Annotated in this window: 23 protein-coding genes; 2 read left to right on the plus strand and 21 right to left on the minus strand. The window is 54.4% G+C overall.

Features of this window, described 5'->3' with window-relative positions:
• Positions 1–6: 6 nt before the first annotated feature.
• Entirely contained in the window at positions 7–1284 is a 1278-nt protein-coding gene (locus tag E1757_RS12420) for a glutathionylspermidine synthase family protein (RefSeq protein ID WP_133228253.1), read from the minus strand.
• 72 nt (positions 1285–1356) lie between these two features.
• Entirely contained in the window at positions 1357–1809 is a 453-nt protein-coding gene (locus E1757_RS12425) for a hypothetical protein (protein ID WP_133228458.1), read from the minus strand.
• Between the two features lie 227 nt (positions 1810–2036).
• Between E1757_RS12425 and E1757_RS12430 the strand changes: the two genes are divergently transcribed.
• Positions 2037–2531 (plus strand): Crp/Fnr family transcriptional regulator, encoded by a 495-nt coding sequence (locus E1757_RS12430; RefSeq protein ID WP_133228255.1) that lies wholly within the window; start codon positions 2037–2039, stop codon positions 2529–2531.
• Between the two features lie 20 nt (positions 2532–2551).
• Here the strand turns inward: E1757_RS12430 and hmpA are convergent, their stop codons facing one another.
• The 11 genes from hmpA to E1757_RS12485 form a co-directional block, all read right to left on the minus strand.
• Complete coding sequence (hmpA, locus tag E1757_RS12435; RefSeq protein WP_133228257.1) at positions 2552–3772, minus strand: NO-inducible flavohemoprotein; 1221 nt, start codon at positions 3770–3772, stop codon at positions 2552–2554.
• Between the two features lie 197 nt (positions 3773–3969).
• On the minus strand, positions 3970–5316 hold the full coding sequence (locus E1757_RS12440) for a glycosyl hydrolase family 28-related protein (protein WP_133228259.1): 1347 nt from the start codon (positions 5314–5316) through the stop codon (positions 3970–3972).
• Between the two features lie 199 nt (positions 5317–5515).
• Positions 5516–6745 (minus strand): efflux RND transporter periplasmic adaptor subunit, encoded by a 1230-nt coding sequence (locus E1757_RS12445; RefSeq protein WP_165972090.1) that lies wholly within the window; start codon positions 6743–6745, stop codon positions 5516–5518.
• A 105-nt stretch (positions 6746–6850) separates the two neighbouring features.
• Positions 6851–8479, minus strand: a complete 1629-nt coding sequence (locus tag E1757_RS12450; RefSeq protein ID WP_133228263.1) for a DHA2 family efflux MFS transporter permease subunit — start codon at positions 8477–8479, stop codon at positions 6851–6853.
• A 44-nt stretch (positions 8480–8523) separates the two neighbouring features.
• A complete protein-coding gene (locus tag E1757_RS12455; protein WP_133228265.1) occupies positions 8524–9177 on the minus strand; it encodes a biotin/lipoyl-containing protein in 654 nt (217 codons plus the stop codon).
• A 26-nt stretch (positions 9178–9203) separates the two neighbouring features.
• Complete coding sequence (locus E1757_RS12460; RefSeq protein ID WP_133228267.1) at positions 9204–9629, minus strand: MarR family winged helix-turn-helix transcriptional regulator; 426 nt, start codon at positions 9627–9629, stop codon at positions 9204–9206.
• Between the two features lie 168 nt (positions 9630–9797).
• On the minus strand, positions 9798–10085 hold the full coding sequence (locus E1757_RS12465; RefSeq protein WP_133228269.1) for a stage VI sporulation protein F: 288 nt from the start codon (positions 10083–10085) through the stop codon (positions 9798–9800).
• Between the two features lie 313 nt (positions 10086–10398).
• Positions 10399–12453, minus strand: coding sequence for an ATP-dependent DNA helicase RecG (gene recG, locus E1757_RS12470; RefSeq protein WP_133228272.1), 2055 nt, complete (start codon positions 12451–12453; stop codon positions 10399–10401).
• Complete coding sequence (locus E1757_RS12475; RefSeq protein ID WP_133228275.1) at positions 12450–13313, minus strand: DegV family protein; 864 nt, start codon at positions 13311–13313, stop codon at positions 12450–12452. The genes recG and E1757_RS12475 overlap by 4 nt, the downstream gene beginning before the upstream one ends.
• A gap of 41 nt (positions 13314–13354) precedes the next feature.
• Positions 13355–15220 (minus strand): DAK2 domain-containing protein, encoded by a 1866-nt coding sequence (locus tag E1757_RS12480; protein ID WP_133228278.1) that lies wholly within the window; start codon positions 15218–15220, stop codon positions 13355–13357.
• Positions 15221–15276: 56 nt separating this feature from the next.
• Complete coding sequence (locus E1757_RS12485; RefSeq protein WP_133228281.1) at positions 15277–15639, minus strand: Asp23/Gls24 family envelope stress response protein; 363 nt, start codon at positions 15637–15639, stop codon at positions 15277–15279.
• Positions 15640–15977: 338 nt separating this feature from the next.
• Here E1757_RS12485 and rpmB point away from each other — a divergent pair, with 338 nt between their 5' ends.
• Complete coding sequence (gene rpmB / locus E1757_RS12490) at positions 15978–16166, plus strand: 50S ribosomal protein L28 (RefSeq protein WP_028550362.1); 189 nt, start codon at positions 15978–15980, stop codon at positions 16164–16166.
• A gap of 361 nt (positions 16167–16527) precedes the next feature.
• Here rpmB and spoVM read toward each other — a convergent pair whose 3' ends face one another.
• The 8 genes from spoVM to rsmB all read right to left on the minus strand — a co-directional run bounded on the left by spoVM (position 16528) and on the right by rsmB (position 24460).
• On the minus strand, positions 16528–16608 hold the full coding sequence (gene spoVM, locus E1757_RS37060; RefSeq protein ID WP_133228461.1) for a stage V sporulation protein SpoVM: 81 nt from the start codon (positions 16606–16608) through the stop codon (positions 16528–16530).
• 331 nt (positions 16609–16939) lie between these two features.
• On the minus strand, positions 16940–17191 hold the full coding sequence (locus E1757_RS12500) for a hypothetical protein (protein ID WP_133228283.1): 252 nt from the start codon (positions 17189–17191) through the stop codon (positions 16940–16942).
• 7 nt (positions 17192–17198) lie between these two features.
• Complete coding sequence (gene rpe, locus E1757_RS12505; RefSeq protein ID WP_133228286.1) at positions 17199–17855, minus strand: ribulose-phosphate 3-epimerase; 657 nt, start codon at positions 17853–17855, stop codon at positions 17199–17201.
• Between the two features lies 1 nt (position 17856).
• Positions 17857–18822 (minus strand): ribosome small subunit-dependent GTPase A, encoded by a 966-nt coding sequence (gene rsgA / locus E1757_RS12510; RefSeq protein WP_133228289.1) that lies wholly within the window; start codon positions 18820–18822, stop codon positions 17857–17859.
• The gene (gene pknB / locus E1757_RS12515; protein ID WP_133228293.1) at positions 18822–21137 is read right to left on the minus strand and encodes a Stk1 family PASTA domain-containing Ser/Thr kinase; all 2316 of its coding nucleotides are present in this window, start codon (positions 21135–21137) and stop codon (positions 18822–18824) included. The genes rsgA and pknB overlap by 1 nt, the downstream gene beginning before the upstream one ends.
• Before the next feature lie 6 nt (positions 21138–21143).
• On the minus strand, positions 21144–21926 hold the full coding sequence (locus E1757_RS12520; RefSeq protein WP_133228296.1) for a Stp1/IreP family PP2C-type Ser/Thr phosphatase: 783 nt from the start codon (positions 21924–21926) through the stop codon (positions 21144–21146).
• A gap of 8 nt (positions 21927–21934) precedes the next feature.
• Entirely contained in the window at positions 21935–23017 is a 1083-nt protein-coding gene (gene rlmN, locus E1757_RS12525) for a dual-specificity RNA methyltransferase RlmN (RefSeq protein ID WP_133228299.1), read from the minus strand.
• Between the two features lie 96 nt (positions 23018–23113).
• Complete coding sequence (gene rsmB, locus E1757_RS12530) at positions 23114–24460, minus strand: 16S rRNA (cytosine(967)-C(5))-methyltransferase RsmB (RefSeq protein WP_133228465.1); 1347 nt, start codon at positions 24458–24460, stop codon at positions 23114–23116.
• Positions 24461–24622 lie beyond the last annotated feature (162 nt).

Consider the following 24622-nt stretch of genomic DNA (forward strand, 5'->3'; position numbering starts at 1 on the left):
GACGCATCACGATGAAAAGCCCACCGGCAAATAATACGACAGATTGCTTGTAATATGGCCGCCAACCCTCGGTATGACCGCGGATGCGCTGCCTCCGATCATAAAACAGCCCCAGAGCAGGCGGCCGCTTGCCATGCCTTTCAACGTTTCGATCTCGATCTGCGGCAACTCGGTATACTGCTGATACACCATCGGCTGGCTGCTATACTCCTCCTCGCCGCTCAGCTCAAGCGCCGAGCCGTCCGCTCCGTAAATCGAGACGCCGCTTCCTTCCCGGCCGAAAATCGGTTTTACGACGTGGGCAGTGCGGCCAGCGATGCCGGAAAACCGATTTTCCAAATATGTCGGCAGCATATACGCCCCGATGGCGGCATGCTCCTCCGGCGTATAAAATTGCCCCGCCTCATGCAAATTCCAGATCAATGCCTGCAGCGCTTTCGTCTGTGCCAAAAAGCCGGACGGCGGATTAATGACCGCCAGCTTCCCTTCGGCGATGAGCCGAAGCACATGCTCGCCGGTCGGGTAACCATCCTCGTCCCGGTCTTCGGCAAGCTTTTCCAGCGCATGCAAACGGTACAGCACATCGACCGGCTGCAGCAGCCCGTCCTCGCTGCTCAGCCAGAGCCGCTCGTCCAACACGCGAAGCTGCGACAAAGGCGCAAAATCCGCATGCAGGCCCGATTGCTCAAGCAAATAACGCGTCGTGCCCGCATCCTCTTCATGCCAATCCAGCGCGCTGAAATAAATATGGTCCGCCGGATAACCCGCTTGCCGGTAAACGTCAACGGCCTTACCGAATGCTTTCCGCAGCATCGCGTCGCAGTCCGCATTCGGGTTTTCCGCCTCATAGGCGCTGCAAACCCAGCCGTTTACATGGAACGCTTCGACAATGCCGGTCGGTGTGTCGCTGTTGAACTCCAGCATTTTGATGCTATCCCCGTTTACCGCAAAATCGAAACGGCCGATAACCGTCGGCAGCAGCTCTTCGAAGCCAAGCCGGACCGCTGCGAACGACGCCGGCGGCAAGCCGAGCTGCTCCAGCAATGTATCGTCCGCCTGCCGGGCTATCTGTACGGTACGGGCATAAATGCGGGTCAAAGCCTCAGCGGCCTGCAGAATGCGGCTGTGCAGCTGCCTATCGATTCGATAAAGGCCGGCCAGCGCATACTCTTCGCCATACATGCAGTCCCACGTAAACACGCCTTCCTGGCGCAGAGGCGCGTAGATCGCCTCTCGTCTCGCTTCATACGGCACGGCTGATGCCGTTTTATTATGTCGTCTCATAATTGCGGCGCGCCTCCTTCCCGGCTGTTCGAATGCCGGATCATAACCTGATTATGGATAGCCGCATGCATATTACCCCTGGGACGGCACAGCGTAAAAGACGAACGTTTCACGGTCTTCATCGATTTCCACGGAAGTTCGGTACCATTCCCGGTCGTTCACATATACATAATTGGCTTGCAAATAGAGCATTGCCTCCAAATGGTCATGGAAGCCGTATGTATGCACCAAACGGTAATCCGTACCGAATTCGCGGTATTCGCGAAGCTCCATTTGCAATCCCCGAGGCTGCTCGTGTTGAGGCCTGTCCCAGCTCATTGCACGTTCGTCTTCGGCTTTTTTAACATAGATGACGCAGCATTCCTCCTCGATAGCACATGACGTTTTTTCGTAGACAGCGCTGTCCTTTACCAAATAATCGCAAGCAAACCGGAGTGCCGCTTCATCGCGTTCCATCCGGTCATAATAATAAAGCAGCGGAAAGTCGCTGCCCTCTTCATACAATCGATATTCCAAACGCGGCACAGTCATGCCCCTTTCTCCGACAAATTTTTGTATGTTTCAGCCAATCCATGATGTAAGACGCGCTCCATCAGGAAAAGCTACACAATTGTCCTCCATTATAACCCGATTCCGTTCCATTGTGTGCATTTTCAAAAAAATCTTCATAGCAGTCTGATTGTTTCCGGCAATAAGACGAGTTGGACGCAAAGTTGCCGGCGTGGTATCATACCCTTCGAGGTGATTCCAAAATGATATTACATAAAGGCGATATTTTGTTCCGGCAAGGCGAAACAGGCCCGTTGTACCGTGTGCAGAGCGGACTTTTCAAAATCGTGCGCGTGCATGAGGATGGCAGCCCTATTGTGGTCAATATCGTCGTTCCCGGCGAAACGATTCCACACCACTCGTTGATCAGCCCCAAGGAATATCACGGAACTGCCGTAGCCCTCGTAACCAGCGAAGTGGAGATGATCCCTGCCGATTCATGGTATCGGGAGTTGGAAAGCCACCCGACAAAATACCGGGAGATCGCTCTGCTGCTGCAAACAAAGCTGCGGATGATGCAGCAGCGAATCGATCACCTGACTTTGATGACGCCGGCGGAAAAACTGCATAAGCTTGAAGAATGGTTCGCGGCGTTCATTTCTCCCGCTTCGCTAAGAGAAGTACTGACGCAGGAAGAAATAGGCCAACTGCTCGGCCTGCGGCGCGAAACCATCAACCGGCTGCTTCGCCATAAATAGCGGCGGACGGCTGTCAACGGTTATTCCGCTTCCAAGCTTCCCGCCGGACCAAAAAATTCGTAATGAATATCCTCGTTCAGCACATCCCATGCTTTCAGCATGCGGTACATCGACTTCATAAACGGTATCGGACCGCACAAGTAGTAACTTGCATCCGGACCAGGTGCAATAGCCTTTAACCAAGGAAGATCGACGTAACCTTCTTTGTCATATCCGTGTTCGGCACGATCCGCTTCCGTCGGCATCTGGTAACAAATATAAGTTCGCAGCCGCGGATGAGCTTCCGTCGATTTGTTCATGTGCATCTTTACAGCATGGGTCTGCCCGTTCAACGCCGCGTGAATAAACGCAACATTGCGCTCGTCTCCGGTTTCAATCAGCTGATTCAGCATGCTGATCATCGGAGTGAGTCCTACGCCGCCGCTCAGCAGTACGATCGGCTTCCCATCTGCTTTCAGTGTAAAGCCGCCTGCCGGAGCAGTGATGGACAACAGGTCGCCCTCCTGAACGTATTGATGTAGATATGACGACACAATGCCCGCCGGTTTCGCTTCCGCTGCATCCTCCCGCTTGACAGAGATCCGGTAATACGGCTTGCCCGGCGCATCCGACAAGCTGTACTGTCGGATATGGGTATAATCATTACCCGGTATTTGTATATGGACGCTAACATATTGCCCGGGCTCAAAGCTTGCAATCGGGTTGCCATCCTCGGGAACCAGGTAAAACGATGTAATAACCCGGCTCTCCTCCTCCTTGCGCTTTACAATAAACCGCCGCAGCCCGCTCCATCCGCCTTCCCTGTTATGGGCTTGCTCGTACAACTCATGCTCTACGCCGATAAACGCATCGGCGATGACCTGATACGCTTCACCCCATGCCGCCAAAATCTCTTCGGTCGCAGCATCTCCCAGTACATCCTTGATCGCCGCCAGCAGCGAGCTGCCGACAATCGGGTAATGCTCCGGTTTCACGCCAAGACTGCGGTGCTTATGTCCGATCTGCCGGACAGCGGGCAGGATCGCTTCCAGATGGTCAATATGAACGGCTGCCGCATATACGGCATTGGCCAACGCCGTTTGCTGGCGGCCCTGCTTTTGGTTGGCATGGTTAAACAGATGGAGCAGCTCCGGATGCGCGGCAAACAACAGCTTGTAAAATCTTTTTGTAATGGCTGTCCCATGCACCTCCAGAACCGGAACAGTAGATTTGATTGTTTGAATCGTCGCTTGATTTAACATATTCCATACCCTCTTTTCTGTAGATTCTTGTACTTGGTTCAATCTTGACCCAGTATAGATCAAACCGCCCAACAACCTTGTGATTGGAATCACATAAAAAGAGGACGATTTGTGACCGGCTGCATTAAAATAAAACAAATAAAACCGCCCTAGTACCTAGGGCGGCCGGTCGCTTGCGTATGAATGATGGCATTTCATTAAAATCCGGCTGTAACAGTGTCCGTTCCCGAATCCGTCAGTCCGGCCGTATTGTCAAAGCCACCGTTGCCGAACACCTGGTTGCCTTGACAGCGTGCGGAGCCAATCTTCACGGCCGATACGGAGCATTGATACAGGCTGTTGGCGGTTATGACGTTTTGTTTTGCGATGGAACCGGCGCTCTCGCCTATCGTATCCAAAACAATTCCCGTTTCCACCCGGCGCACCTCGTTGCTTTTCACCGAGTTAGCGCTGCCGTTAAGAACAACGATACCCTTGACCGATTTGTTTACCATATTGCCGGTAATCGTATTGCCGTAAGGCCGGTCGTCTCCCGCATTGTCCGACGCTTCCAATTGGATGCCCGCAAATGCCGGACTGGAGATCGCATTGTTCGAAATCGTATTGAAGCTGCAATAATCCTTTAATCGGACTCCGTACGTGCAGCTGGTTTCCTCTTCGCCTATTTTGGCGGCTGAAATGAGATTGCCCCGGATGACATGATAAGAGCAGGCAGTAAGCTTGGACGTCAGCACAATCGCGGCATCCTTGCAGGCTTCGAAAATGTTGTCGGCAATCAAGGAATAGCTGCTTCCGGCACTGATCATGATTCCGTTCTTGAACACGTTTTTGAACCGGTTCGATTGGACCGTATGATTGCTTCCGCCCTCGATAACAACCCCGAAACCTTCGTACGGGCTGTCCGAGCCGATCATAAAGGAAAATGTGCAATTGTTCAGAGCAATATGCTGGGATCTTATAAGTTGAACGCCGGTCGTCAGTCGGTTAAACGTGCAGCGGCTGATCCGAATCTGCTCGGATTCAAAAATGTAGACGCCGCATTCGACCATCGGATTCGCCGTCGAGCCCGTGCCGACGCCGGTGCCCTCAAAGGTGATGCCCTCCACGGAGCTGAGCGAAACATTCGACAGGCAGCGAATTAATTGAACGGCCGTATCTCCCGACCGCAGGACGGTCACGCCGGGACCGGCGCCGAGCAAATGCACCTTCGAACGCAGCTGCAGGCTGGACCTTAGCACATAATCTCCCGGCGGTATGTAGACAGTCCCCCCGACGGCGGACGAGGCGGCGTTAATCGCCGCCTGAATATAGGGCGTATCGTCCTGGCTGAAGCGGCCTTCGCCTTGCGCGCCAAAATCTTTGACATTATAAAATACTCCCTTGTCGAGAGTAGGAGTCAAAACGGCGGCGGCTTGCGCCTCCCCCGGAAATCCGGTTCCGGTCGCCAGCAGCACGCCGGCCGCTCCCAAAGACGCCAGCAGCTGTCTGCGAGTCATCGTTTTACCGTGTTCTTGTTCGTTTCCGTTCGATTCTGTAGGCAGCAATGAAAGTTCCCCCTATCTTCTCTAGTTACATTTAAAACGATATAAATAGAATAGTTACTTTCTAGTATAAATGGAAAACGGTACGGCTTCAATCTTTAAAAAAATAGAACGGCATTGCCCGGCAGGCAAAACCGTTCTATTGGCCTGGCGCCAAAACCGGCTCGCGATAATCATGAGAGGACGATGACGGCAGTCCTCGTTAATTAATGATCTGTACCTTCTCTTTATCGTGCAGGCCTTGCACACCTGTGGATACCAGCTGTTCGCCTTCCTTCAAGCCTCCTATGACCTCGCGATAGCCGTTCACCGCACGGCCAAGCGTCACCTTGCGCTTCTCCACTTGATCGCCGGACAGCACGAAAGCGTACATATCGTCGCCTTCCTGGACGATGGCGGAGGTCGGTACGGCCAACGCATCCTGCTTGCCGCCCTCGCCGAGCAGCAGCTTCACGCGGGTACCGGGCTTCAGCTTGAAGCCTTCATTGGGAGCTGTAAGCTCGAGCACGAATGTTTTGCTCTGCGGGCTCATCACATCCGCCAAATAGGTGACGGTGCCCTTTCTTTTATCCGGGCTGCCGGGAATCGTAAAGCCGACCTCGGTCTTTCCTTTTACAAGCTTTATTCCGGCTTCCGTCAAATCGGCGTGAATTTTCACCGGATCAAGCTGCTGGATGACCGCTGCCACATAGCCTGCGGGAACCGACACGCCGACCTCCGGATTGAGCTCTGTCAAAATGCCGCTGATCGGCGCTTTGACGTCGAGATCGGATATCGTTTTTTCGATATCTTCGACCCCTACCGCCGTCGATTCCAATTGTATCCGCAGCGTGGCCAGCGGATCCGTGGCTTCGAGATTGGCCAGCTGCTTTTGCGCCGTATCGAGATCGAGCCGCGCCGTTTTCAGCTGTGTCTCCGCTTTATCAAGCTGCGTTTTTGTAACGGCTCCCCGATCGTAGTCGTTGCGTACGGTGCTGTACGATTTTTCCAAATCGGCGATTTGCAGCTCCAATTTTGTGATCGTATTGCGCAGCACCGCTTTGCTGGTAGTCACATCTTCCTTCGTCTTATCGAGCTGCGATTGCAAATTATCGCGCGACAGCTCCGTTTTCCGCTTCGATCTCAGCATATCCGCCGCGTCGAGCTTCAGGATGACTTCCCCCTGCTGAACGGCGTCGCCCCGTTTTTTCAGCAGCTGCTGAACATCACCGCCGACTTTCACCGTAACATTGACCTGGGAGGAGGAAACGACATCCGCGTCTTGCTCGATCGTTCCTTCCATCATCTGCTTGGCAACCGGCGCTGTTTTCACCTGCGGAAGCTGCGCTTCTTTGGCAGATGTCATGGCGCAGCCCGAAACGAATGCCGTGCCGATCAATAGGAACGCCATGGCGGCAGCCGCGCGTTTCCATGCCGAACTTGTGTGCGTCATTGTCATGAACTCCTTTACCGAATAAATATGAAGCTTAATATGTTTTACATTACCGGACGCCTGCAGCTTGTGCCTGTCAGGTTAAGAACCGCTTTCGTTCCGCGATTATTCGCCCATGACATGCTCTTTGGGAGCGCCTTTGGGAGCCTTTACCGTCTTCATAAAGAGCGATAATACGACAGCTACAAGCGCAAGACCCGCCGTCATGTAAAACACATCGTCCATCGCCTGAACCGTCGACTGAAGCTGAATCTGACCGTATATGTAGCTGATCGCGCTCGTTTGGGCCTGCCCGGCCGTTTGCCCTAGCGCCATAAATTGATGCTGGATTTGACCGACATTGCTTTGCACGGAGGCTGAGAACATGTTCATCTGATCGGACATGGCGGCCGAATGAAAGATGCGCTGATTGCTGAACATCAACGCCAGCCAGGCGATGCCGAACGAAGCGCTCACCTGACGGATTGCGTTGGACAGCGCGGTGCCCTGCCCCATCTTGTGCATCGGAACGGTATTCATTCCCGCGGTCTGCACAGGCATCATGACTAGCCCGACGCCTACGGCGCGTATCATAAGCCAACCGATAATTGTCGAGAAGGAGGTGCTGACGTCGAGCTGCCGGGTCAAATACAGTCCGTACGCGGTAATAATCATGCCGATGACGGCAAGCGGCTTGGCGCCGATTCGATCGAACAGCGCTCCGGCTATCGGCATCATCAATCCCGACACAATCGCCTGGGGCAGCAGGACAAGACCGGTCTGGATCGGAGACAGACCCGCCACATTTTCCAGAAATACCGGCAGCAGAAACAAGCTTCCCATCAAAATGACCATGGCCGTGCTGGAAATCAGCAGGGTGATCGTAAACGTAAAATTTTTGAGCAGCGATAAATCGAGCATCGGCCGCTTGACGTTCAGCTCGATAATTACGAATGCTATCAGACAAACCGCAGCAATCGTCAAATAGATCACGACTTCCTTGTCGCTCCAGCCTTTATCGGCTACAATGCCGACACCGTACAGCAGCGTGGCCAGCCCTGTGCTCGAGGTAAGAAAACCCCACACGTCAAATTTTCCGGGTTGATCGACCTTGTATTCCTTTAAAACCGAGACAGCAAGAAAAACATCGATAATGCCGATCGGGACGTTAATGGAGAAAATGAGCCTCCAATCCAGATATTCGACAATGTACCCGCTGAGCGTCGGACCAAGCGCAGGCGCAAACATAACCGAGATGCCGAACATCCCCATCGCCATGCCGCGCTTCTCCGGCGGGAACATCCGGAACAGCATGACCATGCTGACCGGCATGACCGCGCCGCCCCCGATCGCCTGGATAATGCGGAACACGATCATCGAATTGTTGCTCCATGCCGCACTGCACAGGGCGGAGCCGATAGTAAAAACAAGAACAGAATAGACGAATACCCGCTTGTAGCCAAACCTGTCGCCCAAGTAGCCGGTAATCGGAATCAATGCGCCGACTACCAACGAATAGGCCGTCAGCACCCACTGGATTTCGGTCTGGCTGACGCTGAACACCGCCATCATTTTCGGCACGGCCACATTGACGATACTCGTATCTAGAATGGCCATGAAAACCGCCAAGATCATGGCGAGCATCGCGAGCCCGGTTCGGTTTGGTTTCGTTTGGGCGTCCGACGCTCCCGATCCAGGTGCATCACCCGGCGCTCCGGGTGTTTCTGATTTCGCATCGTTTTGCTGATCCGCCATCGGTTAAGCAGCTCCTTTCTGGACTTAGACGGTTGCCGGCAGTGTTACCGCTCGATTTTAACGACGGCGTTCAAGCCCGGAATCAGCCGTTTTCCTTGATAATCGTTCAGAGCGATTTTTACGGGCACCCGCTGGACGACCTTCGTAAAGCTGCCGCTTGCGTTGGATGTGGGCATCAGAGAGAAGGAAGAGTTGGTGCCGAGGCCGATTTTTTCGACTCGCCCTGTAAACACCGTGCCGGGAAACGCATCGATCGTAAGCGTCGCTTTGTTGCCGATTTTCACATCTGTCAGCTCGGTTTCTTCAATATTCGCCGTCACGTACAGCTCGCCCAAATTGGTGCTCATCAGCAACGAAACGCCAGCGGCTACCGTCTGGTCTTTCACCGCGTTCGTTTGAATGATCGTGCCGTTATCCGGCGCAATAATTTCTTGAGTCGTTGCAGCAACGTTGCCGTGAGCCGGGGCCGTTTCAACGATGGCCAGAACGTCGCCCTTTTTAAAAGCGTCGCCCTCCTTATAATTCCATTCAATCAGTTTGCCCGGAGCCATCGACCCGATCGCCCGCAGCTCGCCCTGCACCTTGGCATCTTCGGTGGATATGTATTTGCTGATCTGCATGTAATAATAAAACCCTCCAATCCCGCCGCCGACCAGCACAACGGCGAGTACTACCAATCCGATGATTTTCTTTTTCATAAGCTCGTGCGCACCTTCCTTTTACCTTACTCTTTATTTACGAAATCTGCCGTCATTTTCCGGAACAACGCGATAAATTGCTTCTGCTCCTCCGGAGTCAGCTTTTGCAGCATGCCGAGCACGACCCGGTCCCTCGTTTCCTTCAGCCGGATCGTTGTCTCTATCGCCGAATCGGTCAGTTCGACCCAGACGACACGGCGGTCGGTCTCATCCCGCGTTCTGTTGATGTGGCCGGATTTGACCAGCCGGTTGATGGCTATGGTTGTCGCGCTGGTCGAAAGTCCGAGCTCCTCGGCAAGCTCGCCGACCGTTATTTTCTTTTTGTACAGCAGTGTAATAAGCAGCAGCATTTGTTGACGCGAGAAGCAATTTTGCTCGATAAGCTGATTTTTAAATCTCACCGCTCTTCGAATCAGTTCATCGATTTGCGTCATGCTCTCCTCGATCGTCATCGGTATCCGCACCTCCTTTTGCAACAAAATAGTTTTATGATCAAATTACTTTAGGATCAATTTACCATCCGTTTTCTGTACCCGTCAATCACCGTATTCAGCCAAAAACGCGCAAAAAAAAGCAGACCGGGTGGTCTGCCTGCCAATTTGCTTCATTCTCTCGCCCGTTTACCGGAACATACCCCAAAGCTTAATCAGATGAAACGTGTTGTTCGGATCGATTTTTTGCGAAATGACAAAATTAATCATATGCTCGACTTGTTTTTCGCTCAGCTTCTCGCCAAGCACCCTGCCCAACATGCCGACAAACCGGCGCACTTTGGCACGGTCCTGCAGATCGTGCTTCGTCACACCCTGCAAAATCATTTTGATACGCTCTTTCGTATCCGGATTTTTCATCTTCATTTTGACGCGCTCCACAAATGCCGGCTCAAATCCGTATTTCTGATAGCTCATGCCACGAACACCTCCGATCAAGGATAAACGGCTTCGTCGTCTGCAATGACGAGCGCGCTTGCCTAAGTTACGCGAAGCAAAGTAATAGATTACTTTACCTGACAATCAAGAAATGAGAAGTTCACTCCTTGTAAGTCTATGATGGGAGGCTCGGACATGTGTCTTAAATATAGGGCGAATCGCCACATTAGGCATTCCTGTTTGCCGGTTTGTCCGGCCGGCATCCGGCATGATTTGCAGCCCGGCATGGGTCATGTGGCACGCGTCTTGATATGATACCGGCATCCTACCGGGAAATAACCGGATTCGGCGGCTAGTCCAACAGTTCGCTGTCGAATATATGTTCGCGCTGCAAAAATTCGCGCTGTTTGATGTAAGCCGCATCCGTCCAAAAGCCGGGCTGCCTCACGAGCGCGGCCGCTTCGTCCCTGGCCTGCTCCATGACCTCGAAGTCCGTCACCATATCGGCCAGCCGGAAATCGGGCAGCCCGCTCTGCTTCGTGCCGAAAAAATCGCCGGGCCCGCGCAGCTCCAAATCGCGGCGCGCGATTTCAAAGCCGTCGTTCGTGTCAGTCATCGCCTTCATGCGCTGCTTGCCCACTTCATTTTTCGGATCGGCGATGAGCACGCAGAACGACTGGTGCTCGCCGCGGCCGACACGGCCGCGGAGCTGGTGAAGCTGCGACAGCCCGAACCGGTGCGCGTCGTAGACGACCATCAGCGTCGCATTCGGCACGTCCACGCCGACCTCGATGACGGTCGTCGAAACGAGCACCTGCGTTTCGTTCGCGCTAAAGCTGCGCATCACTTCGTCCTTCTCTGCCGCTGGCATTCGTCCATGCAGCAGCGCAACCCGGTACTCGGGAAACGCAAACTGCAGCTGGGCGTGCACATCGATCGCATTTTGAACATCGAGCTTCTCCGATTCCTCGATCAGCGGACAGATGACATACGCTTGACGCCCTTCATTGACCTCGCGGCGGATAAAGCCGAGCACCCGCTCCAGCATATCATGGGTAACCGCATAGGTCTTGATCGGCTTGCGGCCCTTCGGCAGCTCGCGAAGCGTCGATACGTCCATGTCGCCGAAGGCGGTGATGGCAAGCGTCCGCGGAATCGGCGTCGCCGTCATCGTCAGCACATCGGGGTTCATGCCTTTGCGGCGCAGAATGCTCCGTTGGTTCACCCCGAACCGGTGCTGCTCGTCCGTTACGACGAGTCCGAGACTGCGGAAGTATACATCCTCCTGGATAAGCGCATGCGTGCCGACGACTACGTCGATCATGCCCATCTGCAGCGAGGCCAGCACATCGCGCCGCTGCCGGTCGGTCAGGCTGCCGGTCAGCAGCGACACCTGTATACCGTACGGCTCATACAGCCGCTCCAGCGACCGCTTGTGCTGCTCGGCCAATATTTCGGTCGGTACCATCAGCGCCCCCTGGCCGCCTGCCTTGACGACCGCGAACAAGGAAGCCGCCGCCACAACCGTCTTGCCGGCGCCGACATCGCCCTGCAGCAGCCGGTTCATGCAGTACGGCTGCTGCAGATCGTGCAAAATTTCCGCCAGCACCTGCTTCTGCGAGGCGGTCAGCTTGAACGGCAGCGCCCGCACGAACGCCCGGACTGCAGGCAGGTCAAGCGCGTGGGCGACACCATCCGCCCGGTCATGGTTCAATGCCCGGTAGGCTTGCATTTTCAGCTGGAACAGGAACAACTCCTCGAATACCATCCGCTTGCGGGCCAGCAGGCCGTCTTGCATCGAGCCGGGCAGATGCAGCAGCGCCACCGCCTGTTTGCGCGGCATGAGCTCATATTTGTCCAGCAGCTCCCGCGGCAGCACCTCGGGGATGAGGTCGCCATATTGCGCCACCGCCTGTTTTAACGTCTGCCGCATCCATTTTTGCGGAATCGCTCCGGTCAGCGAATAAACAGGCTGCAGCGTTCCCGTCTGCGTCGTCCCTTTTCCCGGGAGCTCGGACTCCGACACGGTCAGCTGCAGCCTCTTTTGATCCCATTTGCCCGTCAGCACAATTTCCGTTCCCGGCTGCAGCTGATCCTTCATGTAGTGCCGGTTAAACCAGACGGCCGATATAAACAGCCGGTCGACCATAACTTTACAGGTCAACCTTGATTTGATCCGGCCATACATATGGACTTGCGGCATCCCCGCGATCGAAGCTTGGACCGTCACTTTATCGCCATCCTTCACCTCGGTCAGATCGCGCAGCGTGTAATCCTCGTAGCGGAACGGATAGTAATCCAACAGTTCGCCAACGGAAGAAATGCCGAGCGCCAGCAGTTCTTCCGGCTTTTTCCCTCTGATACCCTGCACCTGTTTGACCGGAATCCGGTACAGATCGATACTCATCCCGACACCTGCTGCGGGCAGGCAAACACGGCGACGACTCCGGGACCGGTATGCGTCCCTATTACCGCACCTATCCGGGTATAACGTGCGCTCTCGACCGTAAAATGCTCCTGCATCAAGTCATGCAGAGGCTTCGCATTGTCGATGGACTCGGCATAAGCGATCGCAATGTCAATCGGCCGTTCGCTCAAATCATGCTTTAACAGCTCGATGATGCGGGTCATTGCCTTTTTCTGGCCTCTCACTTTATCGACCGAATAAACAATGCCTGCATCCGATATGGACAATATCGGCTTAATGTTCAACAGCGAGCCGACCAACGCCGCCGCTTTGCCGATACGGCCGCCCTTTTGCAGAAACTCAAGCGTGTCGACCAAAAAATACAGCTTCATTTCGCGGCGCATCCGCTCGACCAACGCTATGATCTGCTCCTTGCTCTGTCCCGAACGTGCGGCCTTCGCCGCGGCTACGACGAGCATGCCGAAGCCGTAAGAAGCCGATTTCGAGTCGATAACGGTCACATCCGCCCCCTCGTCCAGCATCGTTTTCGCAAGCTGCGCGGACTGATACGTTCCGCTCATACCGGAAGATAAATGAATGGATACGACGGGGTCGTCCGAGGCGTCGGTCAACCGCTTAAACGTTTCCAAAAATTCGACCGGCGAAGGCTGCGAAGTTGTAGGAAGCTCCGGCGAAGCTACCAGCTTTTCAAAAAACTCGGCCGTTTCCAGGTCGATCTGATCGCGATACGTTTCCATTCCAAAATGAACCTTTAACGGCACCAGCTCGATGCCCAACGATTCCCTCAACTCGGCCGGAATATCGGCCGTGCTGTCCGTTACAATCCGCACCTGATTCAAAGATGGGTGCACCTCCATGTGTTCCGTTTGTTTCCGCCGCTTTATTCTGCGGAGATGATATAATAATACAGCGGCTGCCCGCCGGCATGTACCTCGACCTCGGCATCGCTGTACGATTGTTCGATATAATGAACGATACGCTCGGTCTGCTCGGGATCGGCTTCCTCTCCCGTATAAATCGTTACGATTTCCGCCCCCTCCGCCATCAGGCTGTCAACCAGCTTGATCGCGGAAGCCGTCAAATCGGGCTCGGCCGTAACGATGCGGCCATTATGAATACCGATGTAATCGCCCTGCTTGATCTCCATGTCATCCATGCGCGTGTCGCGGACGGCAAAAGTCACAAGGCCTGACTGTACCTGTCCGATTGCCTCGTTCATCGCTTCCGCGTTCATTTCCGCCGTAGCATCCTCCCGCAACGAAAGCACCGCGGCCATTCCTTGCGGAATCGTTTTCGTCAGGATGACGATCACCTGCTTGTCGTCGATCAGCTCGGCTGCCTGTTGGGCCGCCATTGCAATGTTCGAGTTGTTGGGCAGTATAAACACGGTACGCGCCCGAACTTGCCGGATCGCGCTCAATATATCCTCCGTGCTCGGGTTCATCGTCTGGCCGCCGGCCAGCACTTGATCGACACCCAGGCTGGCGAATATATCGGAGATGCCCTGACCGGCCGAGACGGCGACAAAGCCGAACGGCTTGAGTCCGCTCTGTGAAGTCATGGCAGCCGCGATGTCCGCGTGCGGACTTACGCCGGGATGCGTGCCCGACCGCAGCCCGCTCGCTCCTGAATCGGCATTGATTCCATCGGCCATGCCGGCTTCCTCCAGCAATATATGCGTATGCTGGTCGCGCATATTTTCAATTTTAATTCGGCTTAAATCGCCGTATTTCATCGCCAGGTTCATAACGCTGCCCGGATATTCCGCATGGATATGCACCTTGACCAAATCGTCATCGGCCACTACGAGCAGCGAATCGCCCAATTCGGACAATTCCTGGCGGAATGCTAATTCGTCGAAGTTTGAACCGTTCAGCTTCCGATCCTGCAGCGTCACCATAAATTCAGTGCAGTAGCCGAATTCGATATCCTTGGTTGCGAGCTTCGCTTGTGCGCGCTGTGGTTTCGAGTGCTGCCGGACGTCCCCGTCGAAGACGATTGCACCGGCGTCCGAATGCGGCTGCCGGCCCGGCGGCGCCTCCAAGACGGCTCGCTTGGCGCCGCCGGCATCCGTTCCAGCGGCCGCTGCGCCGGGAGCCGCAGCTCCCGTTACTTGCTGCTCGAGCGCTTGCAGAAAGCCCTCATAGATGAACATCAAGCCCTGCCCGCCGGCATCTACGACGCCGACCTGCTTGAGCACCGGCAGCAAATCCGGCGTCTTCGACAAAGCCGCGTTTCCTTTGAGGCAAACCTCCTTCATCAGCTCGGCCATATCCGTAGCCCGGCCTGCCTGCTGTACGGCCTGCTTGGCCGCTTCTTTGGAAACGGTTAAAATCGTTCCCTCAACCGGCTTGACGACAGCTCTGTAGGCCATGTCGACCCCGTTTTGCAGCGCGGCCGCAAATTGGACGGAATCGATATCGTCCGCATCAGCCACCGCCTTGGAAAAACCGCGAAACAATTGCGACAGAATGACGCCTGAATTGCCGCGTGCTCCCATCAGCAGCCCTTTCGCCATAGCTTCAGCCGCTTTGCCGATCTGCGCCGACGGGCGGCGCCGCAGCTCCTCGACGCCGGAAGTAAAAGTCAGGTTCATATTTGTCCCGGTATCCCCGTCGGGCACCGGAAATACATTGAGCGCATTGACCTGCTCCATATTTTCTCTAAGCTGCTGTGCCCCTTTTTCCACCATGCGGATCAAGTCATTTCCGTTAATGCGATTCAGGCGCTTAGCCAAATAAACCATTCCCCTTCCTGCCACAAATGTAGCCGAATTCCACAGTCCGGTCGTCTTCGTCTTCTTTATTCCGAAACCCGGACCCCTTGAACAAATATATTCACTGCGTCTACCTGGAGCCCGGCAACCTCATTCAGTACATACTTCACTTTTGTTTGAACATTGCCCGCTACAACCGAAATTGACGTGCCGTAGCTGACGATGATATATAAGTCAATTGTCGTCGTACCTTGTACGTCTCGATGGACCTCCACGCCGCGGCTCAAATTGTCCTGGCGCAGCAGCTCGGCAATGCCGTCCTTCAGCTGGTTGCGGGACGCCATACCGACGAGTCCATAACAATCCAGCGCAGCCGAGCCTGCCAATACTGCAATAACATGCTCGGTCACCCATACCTTGCCATATTCCGAAGCCAGTTCAATAGCCATCTTCCATAGCCCCCATTAAAATCGATTAGAATGGACTAAGTTTCATTTTACTATAGATGACGCTATTTAAAAAGTCCGCGTTCCGCGGCAAAACGCCACGATAAATGAATCCGTCACGGGTTCCCCGGGAAACTTGGCCAGGATAAACGGCTTCGCCGTCCTTAGGGACGTGCGCGTTTGTCAAGGTTGTGCGTTACGACCAAAAAAAGCACGCCTCCCGTTGACGCCCATAACTGCACTATGTTATGATATTTAAGTGTGTTTTTAACAGGATTTGCTTACGGAGAGAATGGTTTCGAAGATGCAGGTCGTCGAGGCTTTTAAGGAGGTGTAATACCATGTCCCGCAAATGTTTTATTACCGGTAAAGGACCCGGAACTGGCAACCACGTTTCTCATGCTAACAACAAATCGAAGCGTACTTGGGGTGTTAACGTTCAAAAGGTTCGTATTCTTGTGGACGGTAAGCCAAAGCGCGTTTATGTAAGCACGAAGGCTTTGAAATCCGGAAAAGTCACTCGTGTGTAAACTTTTTCCACAAACAGACAAAAAGCACCTGGGGCTCAGGTGCTTTTTTTGATTGAATAGAAAGTATAAAATTTCATACTTTGCTTCGTACAACCTTGATAACGCGCCTGTCCCCTAAGGACGGCGATGCCGTTTATCCTTGATTGAATAGAAAGCCATACATTGCTTCTCACAACCTTGATAAACGTACCCGTCCCATTAAGGATGGCTAAGCCGCTTATGCCAGGCTGTCAAGATCACATAAGTTTTGCAGCTTTAGCTTCGCGTCGGCCTTACAAACGCGCTCGTCCTTGTATCGGGCGAGACAGCATCCGATCCCGGGTTGTTCAAACAAACCGCTAAGTATAAGACCGCAATGCCGTCAGTTTTTGCTAAATGTGCTAAGTACAGCTTTTACCAATCCGCCCAACAACTTAGGTAGCTTGATCGTGTAAAATTTCATTCATGCCCCTCCTTCTAGTTTGCGTAAAAGCTGCTCCGATTTCGCCACATTGTCCGTGTCTGATACGGTGATACGCTGCTTTACCCAAGCGACAAGTTTATCCATGCTTTATTATATTCCTCCGCATGCAAAACGTGCCTATCCCATATTCGAGTCCGAAAAAACAAAAAGGCCACAAAAGCCTGAACTTTTGTAACCATGTTATGCGGCGGTAAGCCGTTTTATGCCATTGTTTAATTCGTACCGGCACACTTGTCCGGTCTTTAATCCGATTGAGCAAGCGCTGCGCACATTTGAGCGCAGCGCCTCGGCCTGTGCCGGCGAAACCGGATTAAGCCGGTAGCGGTCCCGCCTTGATCGTTAAATATATCGCGTAAATAACGGCGAAGATGAAATAAAGCACAATTGTCGTAATGACGAATGCGATCCGCATGCCGCGGCTCTCGTATTTTTTAAAAAACTGGATGCCGGTAAACAGCGCCCCCAACGAAAATATGTATTTCAATAAATCCTGAATTTGCGAAAACAGGGTCAATAGCCCGGCGCACAGTACGCTAAACCCGAGCACGATCAAAAATTTCAACGCCGCCTCACTCCCCGCCCCGAATGAGCCGAATCGCTTCGGCGCGGTCGGTCTGGTTGAATACGGCATTTCCCGCCACAAGCACATCGGCTCCGGCCGCGGTCACCCGACGCGCCGTCTCTGCATTGATTCCGCCGTCCACCTCGATATGTACCCGCTGCAAGCCGCGTTCGTTCAACATTTCACGCAGCCTGGCAATCTTGGGCAGCATGCCCGGAATAAACTGCTGGCCTCCGAAGCCGGGATTGACCGTCATGATGAGCACGAGATCGAGCGCCTCGTCCATCACATGCTCGATAGCGGTTAACGGAGTTGCCGGATTAAGAACGACACCGGCCTTGACGTCCTGCTCCTTAATAAAATGAAGCGTGCGGTGCAGATGACGGCATGCTTCCGCATGGACCGATATCAGATCGGCTCCCGCCTTTGTAAAGGGCGTAATGTACGAATCCGGATTGTCTATCATCAAATGGACGTCCAGTGTCAGCGCCGTGTGAGGCCGAATCGCTTCGACCACGAGCGGTCCGATCGTCATATTGGGAACAAAATGGCCGTCCATCACATCCACATGGATCCAGTCCGCACCGCCGCGCTCCACATCGGCAATTTCGGCACCGAGCTTGGAAAAATCCGCGGATAATATGGATGGAGCGATTTTCAGCATGTCAGTACCTCCTTTTTCTCTCTTTAATCTCTGTCAAAAAATACAAGTAATGCTCGTAACGCGACTCGGCGATTCGGCCCTGCTCTTTGGCTTCAATGACTTTGCAGCCGGGCTCATGCTGATGGAGGCAGCCGCGGAATTTACAGCTTTCCGCAAGCTGCTGAAATTCCTTGAAGCAGGCGCTCAGCTCCTCGGCTGCCCCGATTTGCGCGAAATCGAGCTGACTGAAGCCCGGCGTATCGGCTACCAGGCCTCCGTTTTGCAGCCGGATCAGCTCGACATGCCGGGTCGTATGCTTCCCCCGGCCCAGCTTCATGCTGATCTGGTTCGTTTCAAGCTGCAGTCCGGGCACCATGGCGTTGAGCAGCGACGATTTGCCGACACCGGACTGTCCGGCAAAGACGGAGATATGGCCGGACAGCCGCTGCAGCACCGGTTCAATTCCGATGCCCAGCTTGGCGCTTGTGACGACAACCTGATATCCGATCGATTCATACAAATGAACGATCGCATTCATCGGCTCCAGATTATCGCTCGCGCAAAAGCTGGAATAAGCTTCCGTCATCGACAATTCCGCACCGTCCGAAGCCGGCTCGCCGCTCTCGATTAAATCCTGTTTCGTCAAGCAAATAATCGTCTCCAGACCGGCGTTCTCGGTATGGACCAGAAATTTGTCCAGCAGCTGCAAATTGAGCGCAGGCTCCTGCACCGCAAACACCAGTACAACCAGCTCCACGTTTGCAACCTGCGGCCGGATCAGCTCCGAGCTGCGCGGTAAAATTTCATCCACCGTGCCTTCTCCGTTTTCGGTCAGCTCATATACGACTCTATCCCCTACCAACGGCGTCTCGCCGCGTTTCTTGAAAATACCGCGGGCTCTGCACTGCACCGGAACCATGCCCTCATCATCCTCGGGCAGCACGTAATAATAGCCGCTTAACGCTTTTACAATAAGGCCCGATGGCATCAGCTTCTGCCTCCCGCTGCCGGTGTGGCTCCGTTCCCGCCGCCTGCGGGCGGCGGCGGCGTGCCCGGAGCTCCGCTGCCGGTTCCCGTTCCGGCACCATTGCCGGTTCCCGAACCCGGTTGCGCTCCGGTTCCGGTGCCGCCATTGCCGTTGCCGGCGCCGCCCGTTCCTGCGCCCGGCGTGGATCCCGTTCCCTGCGTTCCGCCGGGATTGCCGGGCTTTGTGCCGTCAGGCGCAGTTCCGCTGCCCGGCGTGCCTTGACCTTGCCCCGGCGGCGTCGTTACGCCCCCGGGAGTTGTCGAACCGGGTGCCGTCGAACCCGACGTTACAGGCACCGGTGTAAACGGCTTGCCATTTTTCTGAGCGACAAAATCGTCGTACGTGACTGTAATCATATCGGCCAGCACATTGTCCTTCTTAATTTGAATGACAGCCCGTTTATCCGGGGATACGACCAAGTTGACGTCAACCGTGGTCACCTTCGAAATTTTGACCGATTTGTACTCGAAGTTATCGTACTGGGCATCGCTCAAAATAAACTTAACCGTCGTTTCCTTGCCTTCCTTGGTCGGTGTGACCGGAACGGCAATTTTCATCGGGCCCGCATCCTCCGGCAGTCCGGAGCTGATAATCAGTTTAATTTCCGCTCCCGGGGAAACCTCATCATTATATTTGTAAGGGAACTGCGTAATGACTTTCCCTTTCGGCTGCTTGTAGCTCGTTTCCACATTGATGCCGTCCTGCGCCAGCTTCAGATTGCTTGCGGCAATCCGCGTTCTGGCCTCCGCCTCGCTCAAGCCGACCAGATCGGGCATTTTGAACGTCTCTCTGCCTTTGCTGACTGTCAGCAGGACGTTGACCGTTGCAGGATCGAATTCCTCATTAAGGGCCGGATTTTGAATTACGACCGTTTCCGGATCTTCATCTACGAATTTCGGGTCGATTTTGATCCGGTCCTCCGTAATGCCGACCGCCATCAGCGCCGTTTTGGCATCGCCCAGCTTTTTGCCGGTCACGCTTGGCATTTTTTGCTTTTCCGCGCCTTTGCTTACATAGATCGTTTCCTTGCCGTGAAGCTTGAGCTTCATATTCATATGATCCTGGCGGATAACAATATCCTTCGGCACGTCCTTCGAATATTCAGGAACGACCTCAGCCTCCAGGCCGGCGGCGGTAAGCATCGCCTGAGCCTCCGTTAACGGCTTGTTGACGACTGTCGGCACGTCGACATCCTGAATGACAACCTTGGATTTAACGTATCCTACCAAATACCACATCCCGGCCAACAGCATCAGCAGAATGATGATCCATACGAGCGGCTTGATCCAACGTTTTTTCTTTTTTCCCGAAGCCTCGTCCTCATCCGCGTCTTCATCCTCATCGTCCGCCGTGTCCGATCCCGTATATTGATTGGGGCGGATCGCAGGAATGACCAGCGTTTTCTCCTCATCAAGCTCATCATCGTCCATGAAGCTGATTTTGGCTTCGTTGCGCCGATGCGGCAGCAGACAGCTGTCGAGATCGTCAAGCATTTGCTTGGCGGAACGGTAGCGCTCCGACGGATTTTTGCGCATCGCTTTTAAAATGATATTTTCGACGCTTTGCGGAATGAGCGGATTCACTTTGCGCGGCTCTTCCACTTCTTCCTGCAAATGCTTTAAAGCGACGCTGATCGGACTTTCCCCCAAAAAAGGCAGACGGCCGGTCAGCATTTGATACATGACAATCCCGAGTGAATACAAATCCGATTGCTCTCCGGTAGGAGTGCCTTTGGCATGCTCAGGGGAAAAATAATGAACCGAACCGACCACGGAGCCGGTTTGCGTAATGGTTGAGGATGTGACAGCACGGGCGATGCCGAAATCAGTTACTTTCACTCTGCCGTTTTTGCCGATTAAAATATTATGAGGCTTAATATCGCGATGAATGATTTGATTATGATGGGCATGATCGAGCGCGTCGCAAATTTGGCCGGCAAAATGGACGGCTTCCTCCACCTGCAGCGGCGCCTTCTCCTTGATCAGTTCGTTCAAGGTGGTGCCTTCGATATATTCCATCACAATATAGTGAACGTCATCTTCCTGACCGACATCGTAGATGCTGACTACGTTCGAGTGGGATAATGACGCGGCAGCCTGGGCCTCGCGCCGAAACCGTTGAATGAATTCCTCGTCGTGGACATACTGCGAACGCAATATTTTGACAGCCACATGGCGATGCAGCAAAATATCAAGCGCTTTATAGACAATAGCCATTCCGCCGCCGCCCACGCGTTCAAGGATTTCATAACGTCCTCCCAGCCGGTTACCTATCATTCATCATCACCTCTCTTCACCGTCAAAATGAGCTGTGTCCACTGCGGTGCTCCCGGCATCGTTGCTGACGAGAACTACGGTAATGTTGTCGTCGCCGCCGGCCTCCATCGCTTCCGCAACAAGCCGCTGCGCCTTGCCTTCAAGCAGGCCGTCCCCATTGACGACCGCCAGAAGCCGCTCCCGGCTGACCAGGCCGCTGAGTCCGTCGCTGCATAGCAACAAAACATCGCCGTACCGCCATTGCACGTCCCGTACATCGACTTCGATCCCGGCTTCCGTCCCAAGCGCCCGGGTCAGCACGTTGCGCCGAGGATGGTGACCCGCTTCTTCACGGGTAATTTGCCCGCTCTTGACCAGTTCGTTGACGAGCGAATGATCCTCGGTTAGCTGCTCGATGCCCGCCTGGTTCACCTGATAGGCCCGGCTATCGCCGATATGGCCGACAACGACCGTATGCTCGTCCGCGATGACGGCCACGACGGTCGTACCCATTCCATGGTAATTTTCCCGCTCCGCGGCAAATGCAAATATATTTGCATTGGCAAGCTCTATCGCCGCTCTCAGGCGGTTTTTTCGTTCCTCGACAGAGGCGTCTCCCGGTATCGACTGCAGCTCGGTATGAATGATTTCCACAGCCATCTGACTTGCGATATCGCCTGCCTGGTGGCCTCCCATCCCGTCCGCTACGATTGCCAGCACGAAGCCGTTCAAATCTTCCTGTACGACCGCCCTGTCTTCATTAACCAAACGGACACGTCCGATATCCGTTTGATTCGCCGTTCTTATCATGCTTCCCCTCACCTCGCACCTGACTCCATATGCTTCGCGCGCAGTTGTCCGCAGGCGGCCGCAATATCGCTGCCCTGCTCCCTGCGGATCGTCGCATTAATTTTATTCCGCTCAAGAATACGCTGGAATGTAAAAATGTCGTCTCTCGGCGTCCGAACATAGTCCCGCTCCGACACGAAATTGACCGGAATCAAGTTGACGTGTGCCATCGGGAACGCCTGAAGCACCTGCCCCAGCTCCTCCGCATGCTCGGGACGGTCGTTCACCCCGCCCATCAAAGCATATTCGAACGTGATTCTGCGCCCTGTTTTGGCCACGTAATACTTGCAGGCTTCAATCAATTCGGCAAAAGGAAACCGCCGGTTGACCGGCATCAGCTTGGAACGGAGCTTGTCATTGGGCGCATGAATGGAAATCGCCAAATTGATCTGCGTCTGCTCATCGGCAAAACGATAAATATTCGGCACAATGCCGCTTGTCGAAACGGTAATATGGCGTTGGCCGATATTCAAGCCCTTCGGATGAATCATCACCTTCAGGAAGGTCATCATCGCATCGTAATTTTCAAACGGCTCGCCGATACCCATAATGACAATGCTGCTGACGCGCTCATCGGTCGCATCCAATAGCTGCTGCGCCTTAACGACCTGGGCAATAATTTCGCCCGGCATCAGGTTGCGCTTCAGCCCCGTCAAGGTCGACGCGCAAAACGTGCAGCCGATCCGACAGCCGACCTGTGTCGTCACACAGACGCTATTGCCGTAACTATGCTTCATAATGACGGTTTCAATGGCGTTTTTATCCGACAGCTCGAACAAAAACTTCACGGTACCGTCCTTGGATTCGTATTTGGCGACTTCGGTCAAGGTAACGAAATCGAATGTCTGCCCCAGCTTTTCGCGGAGCGGTTTCGGCAAGTTCGTCATCTCGTCGAAGCTTGATATTCTTTTCACATACAGCCAGTCAAAAATTTGTCCGGCGCGAAATCCCGATTCGCCGTTCGACTTGACCCATTCCTGCCACTCCTCCAACGTCAGATCGTAAACGTACGGCTTGGCAGGGGCTTGAAATTTTTCTTTTGTCGTTTCCATCGATTATCACAACCTGTTTTTCAATTCATGCGGTGCGCAAATGAAACGGTCATCGCACTAACGCACATGCCTTAGATTTTACCATATTCGTCGCATTTACGCTCGTTTTCGCAGCCTGGCTATAAAAAAACCGTCGGAATGATGCTCGTACGGGTAAATTTGGACAGGCTCACAGTCCAAATCGTATTCCGGATGCGCCTCCAAAAATAACCGGACCCGACCTTCGTTCTCGTTATATTCAAGCGTGCAGGTGCTGTATACGAGCACCCCGCCAGGGCGCAGCAGCGAGTGAACGCGTTCGAGCAGCTCGTGCTGAATGACGCATATTTCGTCCAGCTCCCGCTCGCTTTTTGCCCATTTCATATCCGGCTTGCGACGAATGACGCCGAGCCCCGAGCATGGCGCATCGAGCAAAATGCGGTCGAAGCTTCCGGGCGCGAATCGCTCCGGAAGCTCGCGCGCATCCGCAACGATCGTGCGGATGGAGCCAAGGCCCAGACGATCCGCCTGCTCCTGAATCAGCTTCTCCTTATGCTCGTGGATATCGCAGGCCCATATTTCGCCGCGGTCGTTCATTTTTTCCGCCATATGAGCGGTTTTGCCGCCCGGAGCGGCGCAGCAGTCCAGCACCTTGTCGCCGGGCTGCGGATCGACCGTATCCGCCACCAGCATCGAGCTTTCGTCCTGGATCGAGAACAAGCCTTCCGCATACCACGGAGTCAAAGCCATGTTGCCGCCGCCCTTGACGACAATTCCGTCGCTCGCCAGAGCCGACGGCTCCGCCTCAAGTCCGGCCTCGCCCAGCTTCGCAAGCAGCTCGGAGCGGCTTAGCTTCACCGTATTGACCCGGATACTGACGTGCGGCGGCTCGTTGTTCGCCGCGCATATGCGCTCTGTCCGCTCTTCACCCAGCTGGCGGATCCAGCGATTCACCAGCCATTCGGGATGCGAATGGGCTAAGACGATCCGCTCCGCCGGCGGCAAATCCGCAGGCAGCTGCAGCGAATCCTTCTGTCGGAGAACGGAGCGCAGCACGCCATTGACCATACCGGATATCCCCTGGTGCCCTCTGCGCTTCGCCAGATTGACCGCTTCGTTGACTACGGCGTGATCCGGTATGCGGTCCAAATAGTAGATCTGGTAAAAGCTGAGTCTGAGCAGGCTGCGTACCCACGGCTCCAGCTTGGCCAAACCTTTGGCAACAAAGCGGGCGAGAAAATAGTCGATCGTGTTCAGACGCTGAATCGTCCCGTACACGATTTCCGTCGCCAGCCCGGCATCCGGTTTGTCCAGATTGTACCGCTGCAGCGTTTGGTGCAGCAGCAGATTGCTGTACGAGCGGTCCTGCTCGATGCGCACAAGCACGTCCAGCGCCGCTTCTCTCGCGCCGCCTTTGCGGTTCTGGCTTCCGGCGGGCCGGTTATGCGGCTCCCGGCGGTTCATTGGGGACCGGTCTACTCCAGGCTTACCCGGGTTTACGCCGTCCGAATTTAAGCCGCCTGCCTGGACCGTGCGGTTCGTTTGATTCGTCCCGTCCGCGCGGACGACAGCTTTGTTATGATTATACCGGCCGCGGCCGTTCTTCATGTTGTCGCTCAATGTTAT

Source organism: Paenibacillus piri, from assembly GCF_004354045.1.
Taxonomy (GTDB): Bacteria; Bacillota; Bacilli; order Paenibacillales; family NBRC-103111; genus Paenibacillus_S; species Paenibacillus_S piri.

Bases quoted from the DNA above. Each gene is read 5' to 3' on its own strand.
- E1757_RS12420 (WP_133228253.1), bottom strand. From the start codon at position 1,284: ATGAGACGACATAATAAAACGGCATCAGCCGTGCCGTATGAAGCGAGA.
- E1757_RS12430 (WP_133228255.1), top strand. From the start codon at position 2,037: ATGATATTACATAAAGGCGATATTTTGTTCCGGCAAGGCGAAACAGGC.
- hmpA (WP_133228257.1), bottom strand. From the start codon at position 3,772: ATGTTAAATCAAGCGACGATTCAAACAATCAAATCTACTGTTCCGGTT.
- E1757_RS12445 (WP_165972090.1), bottom strand. From the start codon at position 6,745: ATGACGCACACAAGTTCGGCATGGAAACGCGCGGCTGCCGCCATGGCG.
- E1757_RS12450 (WP_133228263.1), bottom strand. From the start codon at position 8,479: ATGGCGGATCAGCAAAACGATGCGAAATCAGAAACACCCGGAGCGCCG.
- E1757_RS12455 (WP_133228265.1), bottom strand. From the start codon at position 9,177: ATGAAAAAGAAAATCATCGGATTGGTAGTACTCGCCGTTGTGCTGGTC.
- E1757_RS12460 (WP_133228267.1), bottom strand. From the start codon at position 9,629: ATGACGATCGAGGAGAGCATGACGCAAATCGATGAACTGATTCGAAGA.
- E1757_RS12465 (WP_133228269.1), bottom strand. From the start codon at position 10,085: ATGAGCTATCAGAAATACGGATTTGAGCCGGCATTTGTGGAGCGCGTC.
- recG (WP_133228272.1), bottom strand. From the start codon at position 12,453: ATGAGTATCGATCTGTACCGGATTCCGGTCAAACAGGTGCAGGGTATC.
- E1757_RS12480 (WP_133228278.1), bottom strand. From the start codon at position 15,220: ATGGTTTATTTGGCTAAGCGCCTGAATCGCATTAACGGAAATGACTTG.
- E1757_RS12485 (WP_133228281.1), bottom strand. From the start codon at position 15,639: ATGGCTATTGAACTGGCTTCGGAATATGGCAAGGTATGGGTGACCGAG.
- rpmB (WP_028550362.1), top strand. From the start codon at position 15,978: ATGTCCCGCAAATGTTTTATTACCGGTAAAGGACCCGGAACTGGCAAC.
- spoVM (WP_133228461.1), bottom strand. From the start codon at position 16,608: ATGAAATTTTACACGATCAAGCTACCTAAGTTGTTGGGCGGATTGGTA.
- rpe (WP_133228286.1), bottom strand. From the start codon at position 17,855: ATGCTGAAAATCGCTCCATCCATATTATCCGCGGATTTTTCCAAGCTC.
- rsgA (WP_133228289.1), bottom strand. From the start codon at position 18,822: ATGCCATCGGGCCTTATTGTAAAAGCGTTAAGCGGCTATTATTACGTG.
- pknB (WP_133228293.1), bottom strand. From the start codon at position 21,137: ATGATAGGTAACCGGCTGGGAGGACGTTATGAAATCCTTGAACGCGTG.
- E1757_RS12520 (WP_133228296.1), bottom strand. From the start codon at position 21,926: ATGATAAGAACGGCGAATCAAACGGATATCGGACGTGTCCGTTTGGTT.
- rlmN (WP_133228299.1), bottom strand. From the start codon at position 23,017: ATGGAAACGACAAAAGAAAAATTTCAAGCCCCTGCCAAGCCGTACGTT.
- rsmB (WP_133228465.1), bottom strand. From the start codon at position 24,460: ATGAACCGCCGGGAGCCGCATAACCGGCCCGCCGGAAGCCAGAACCGC.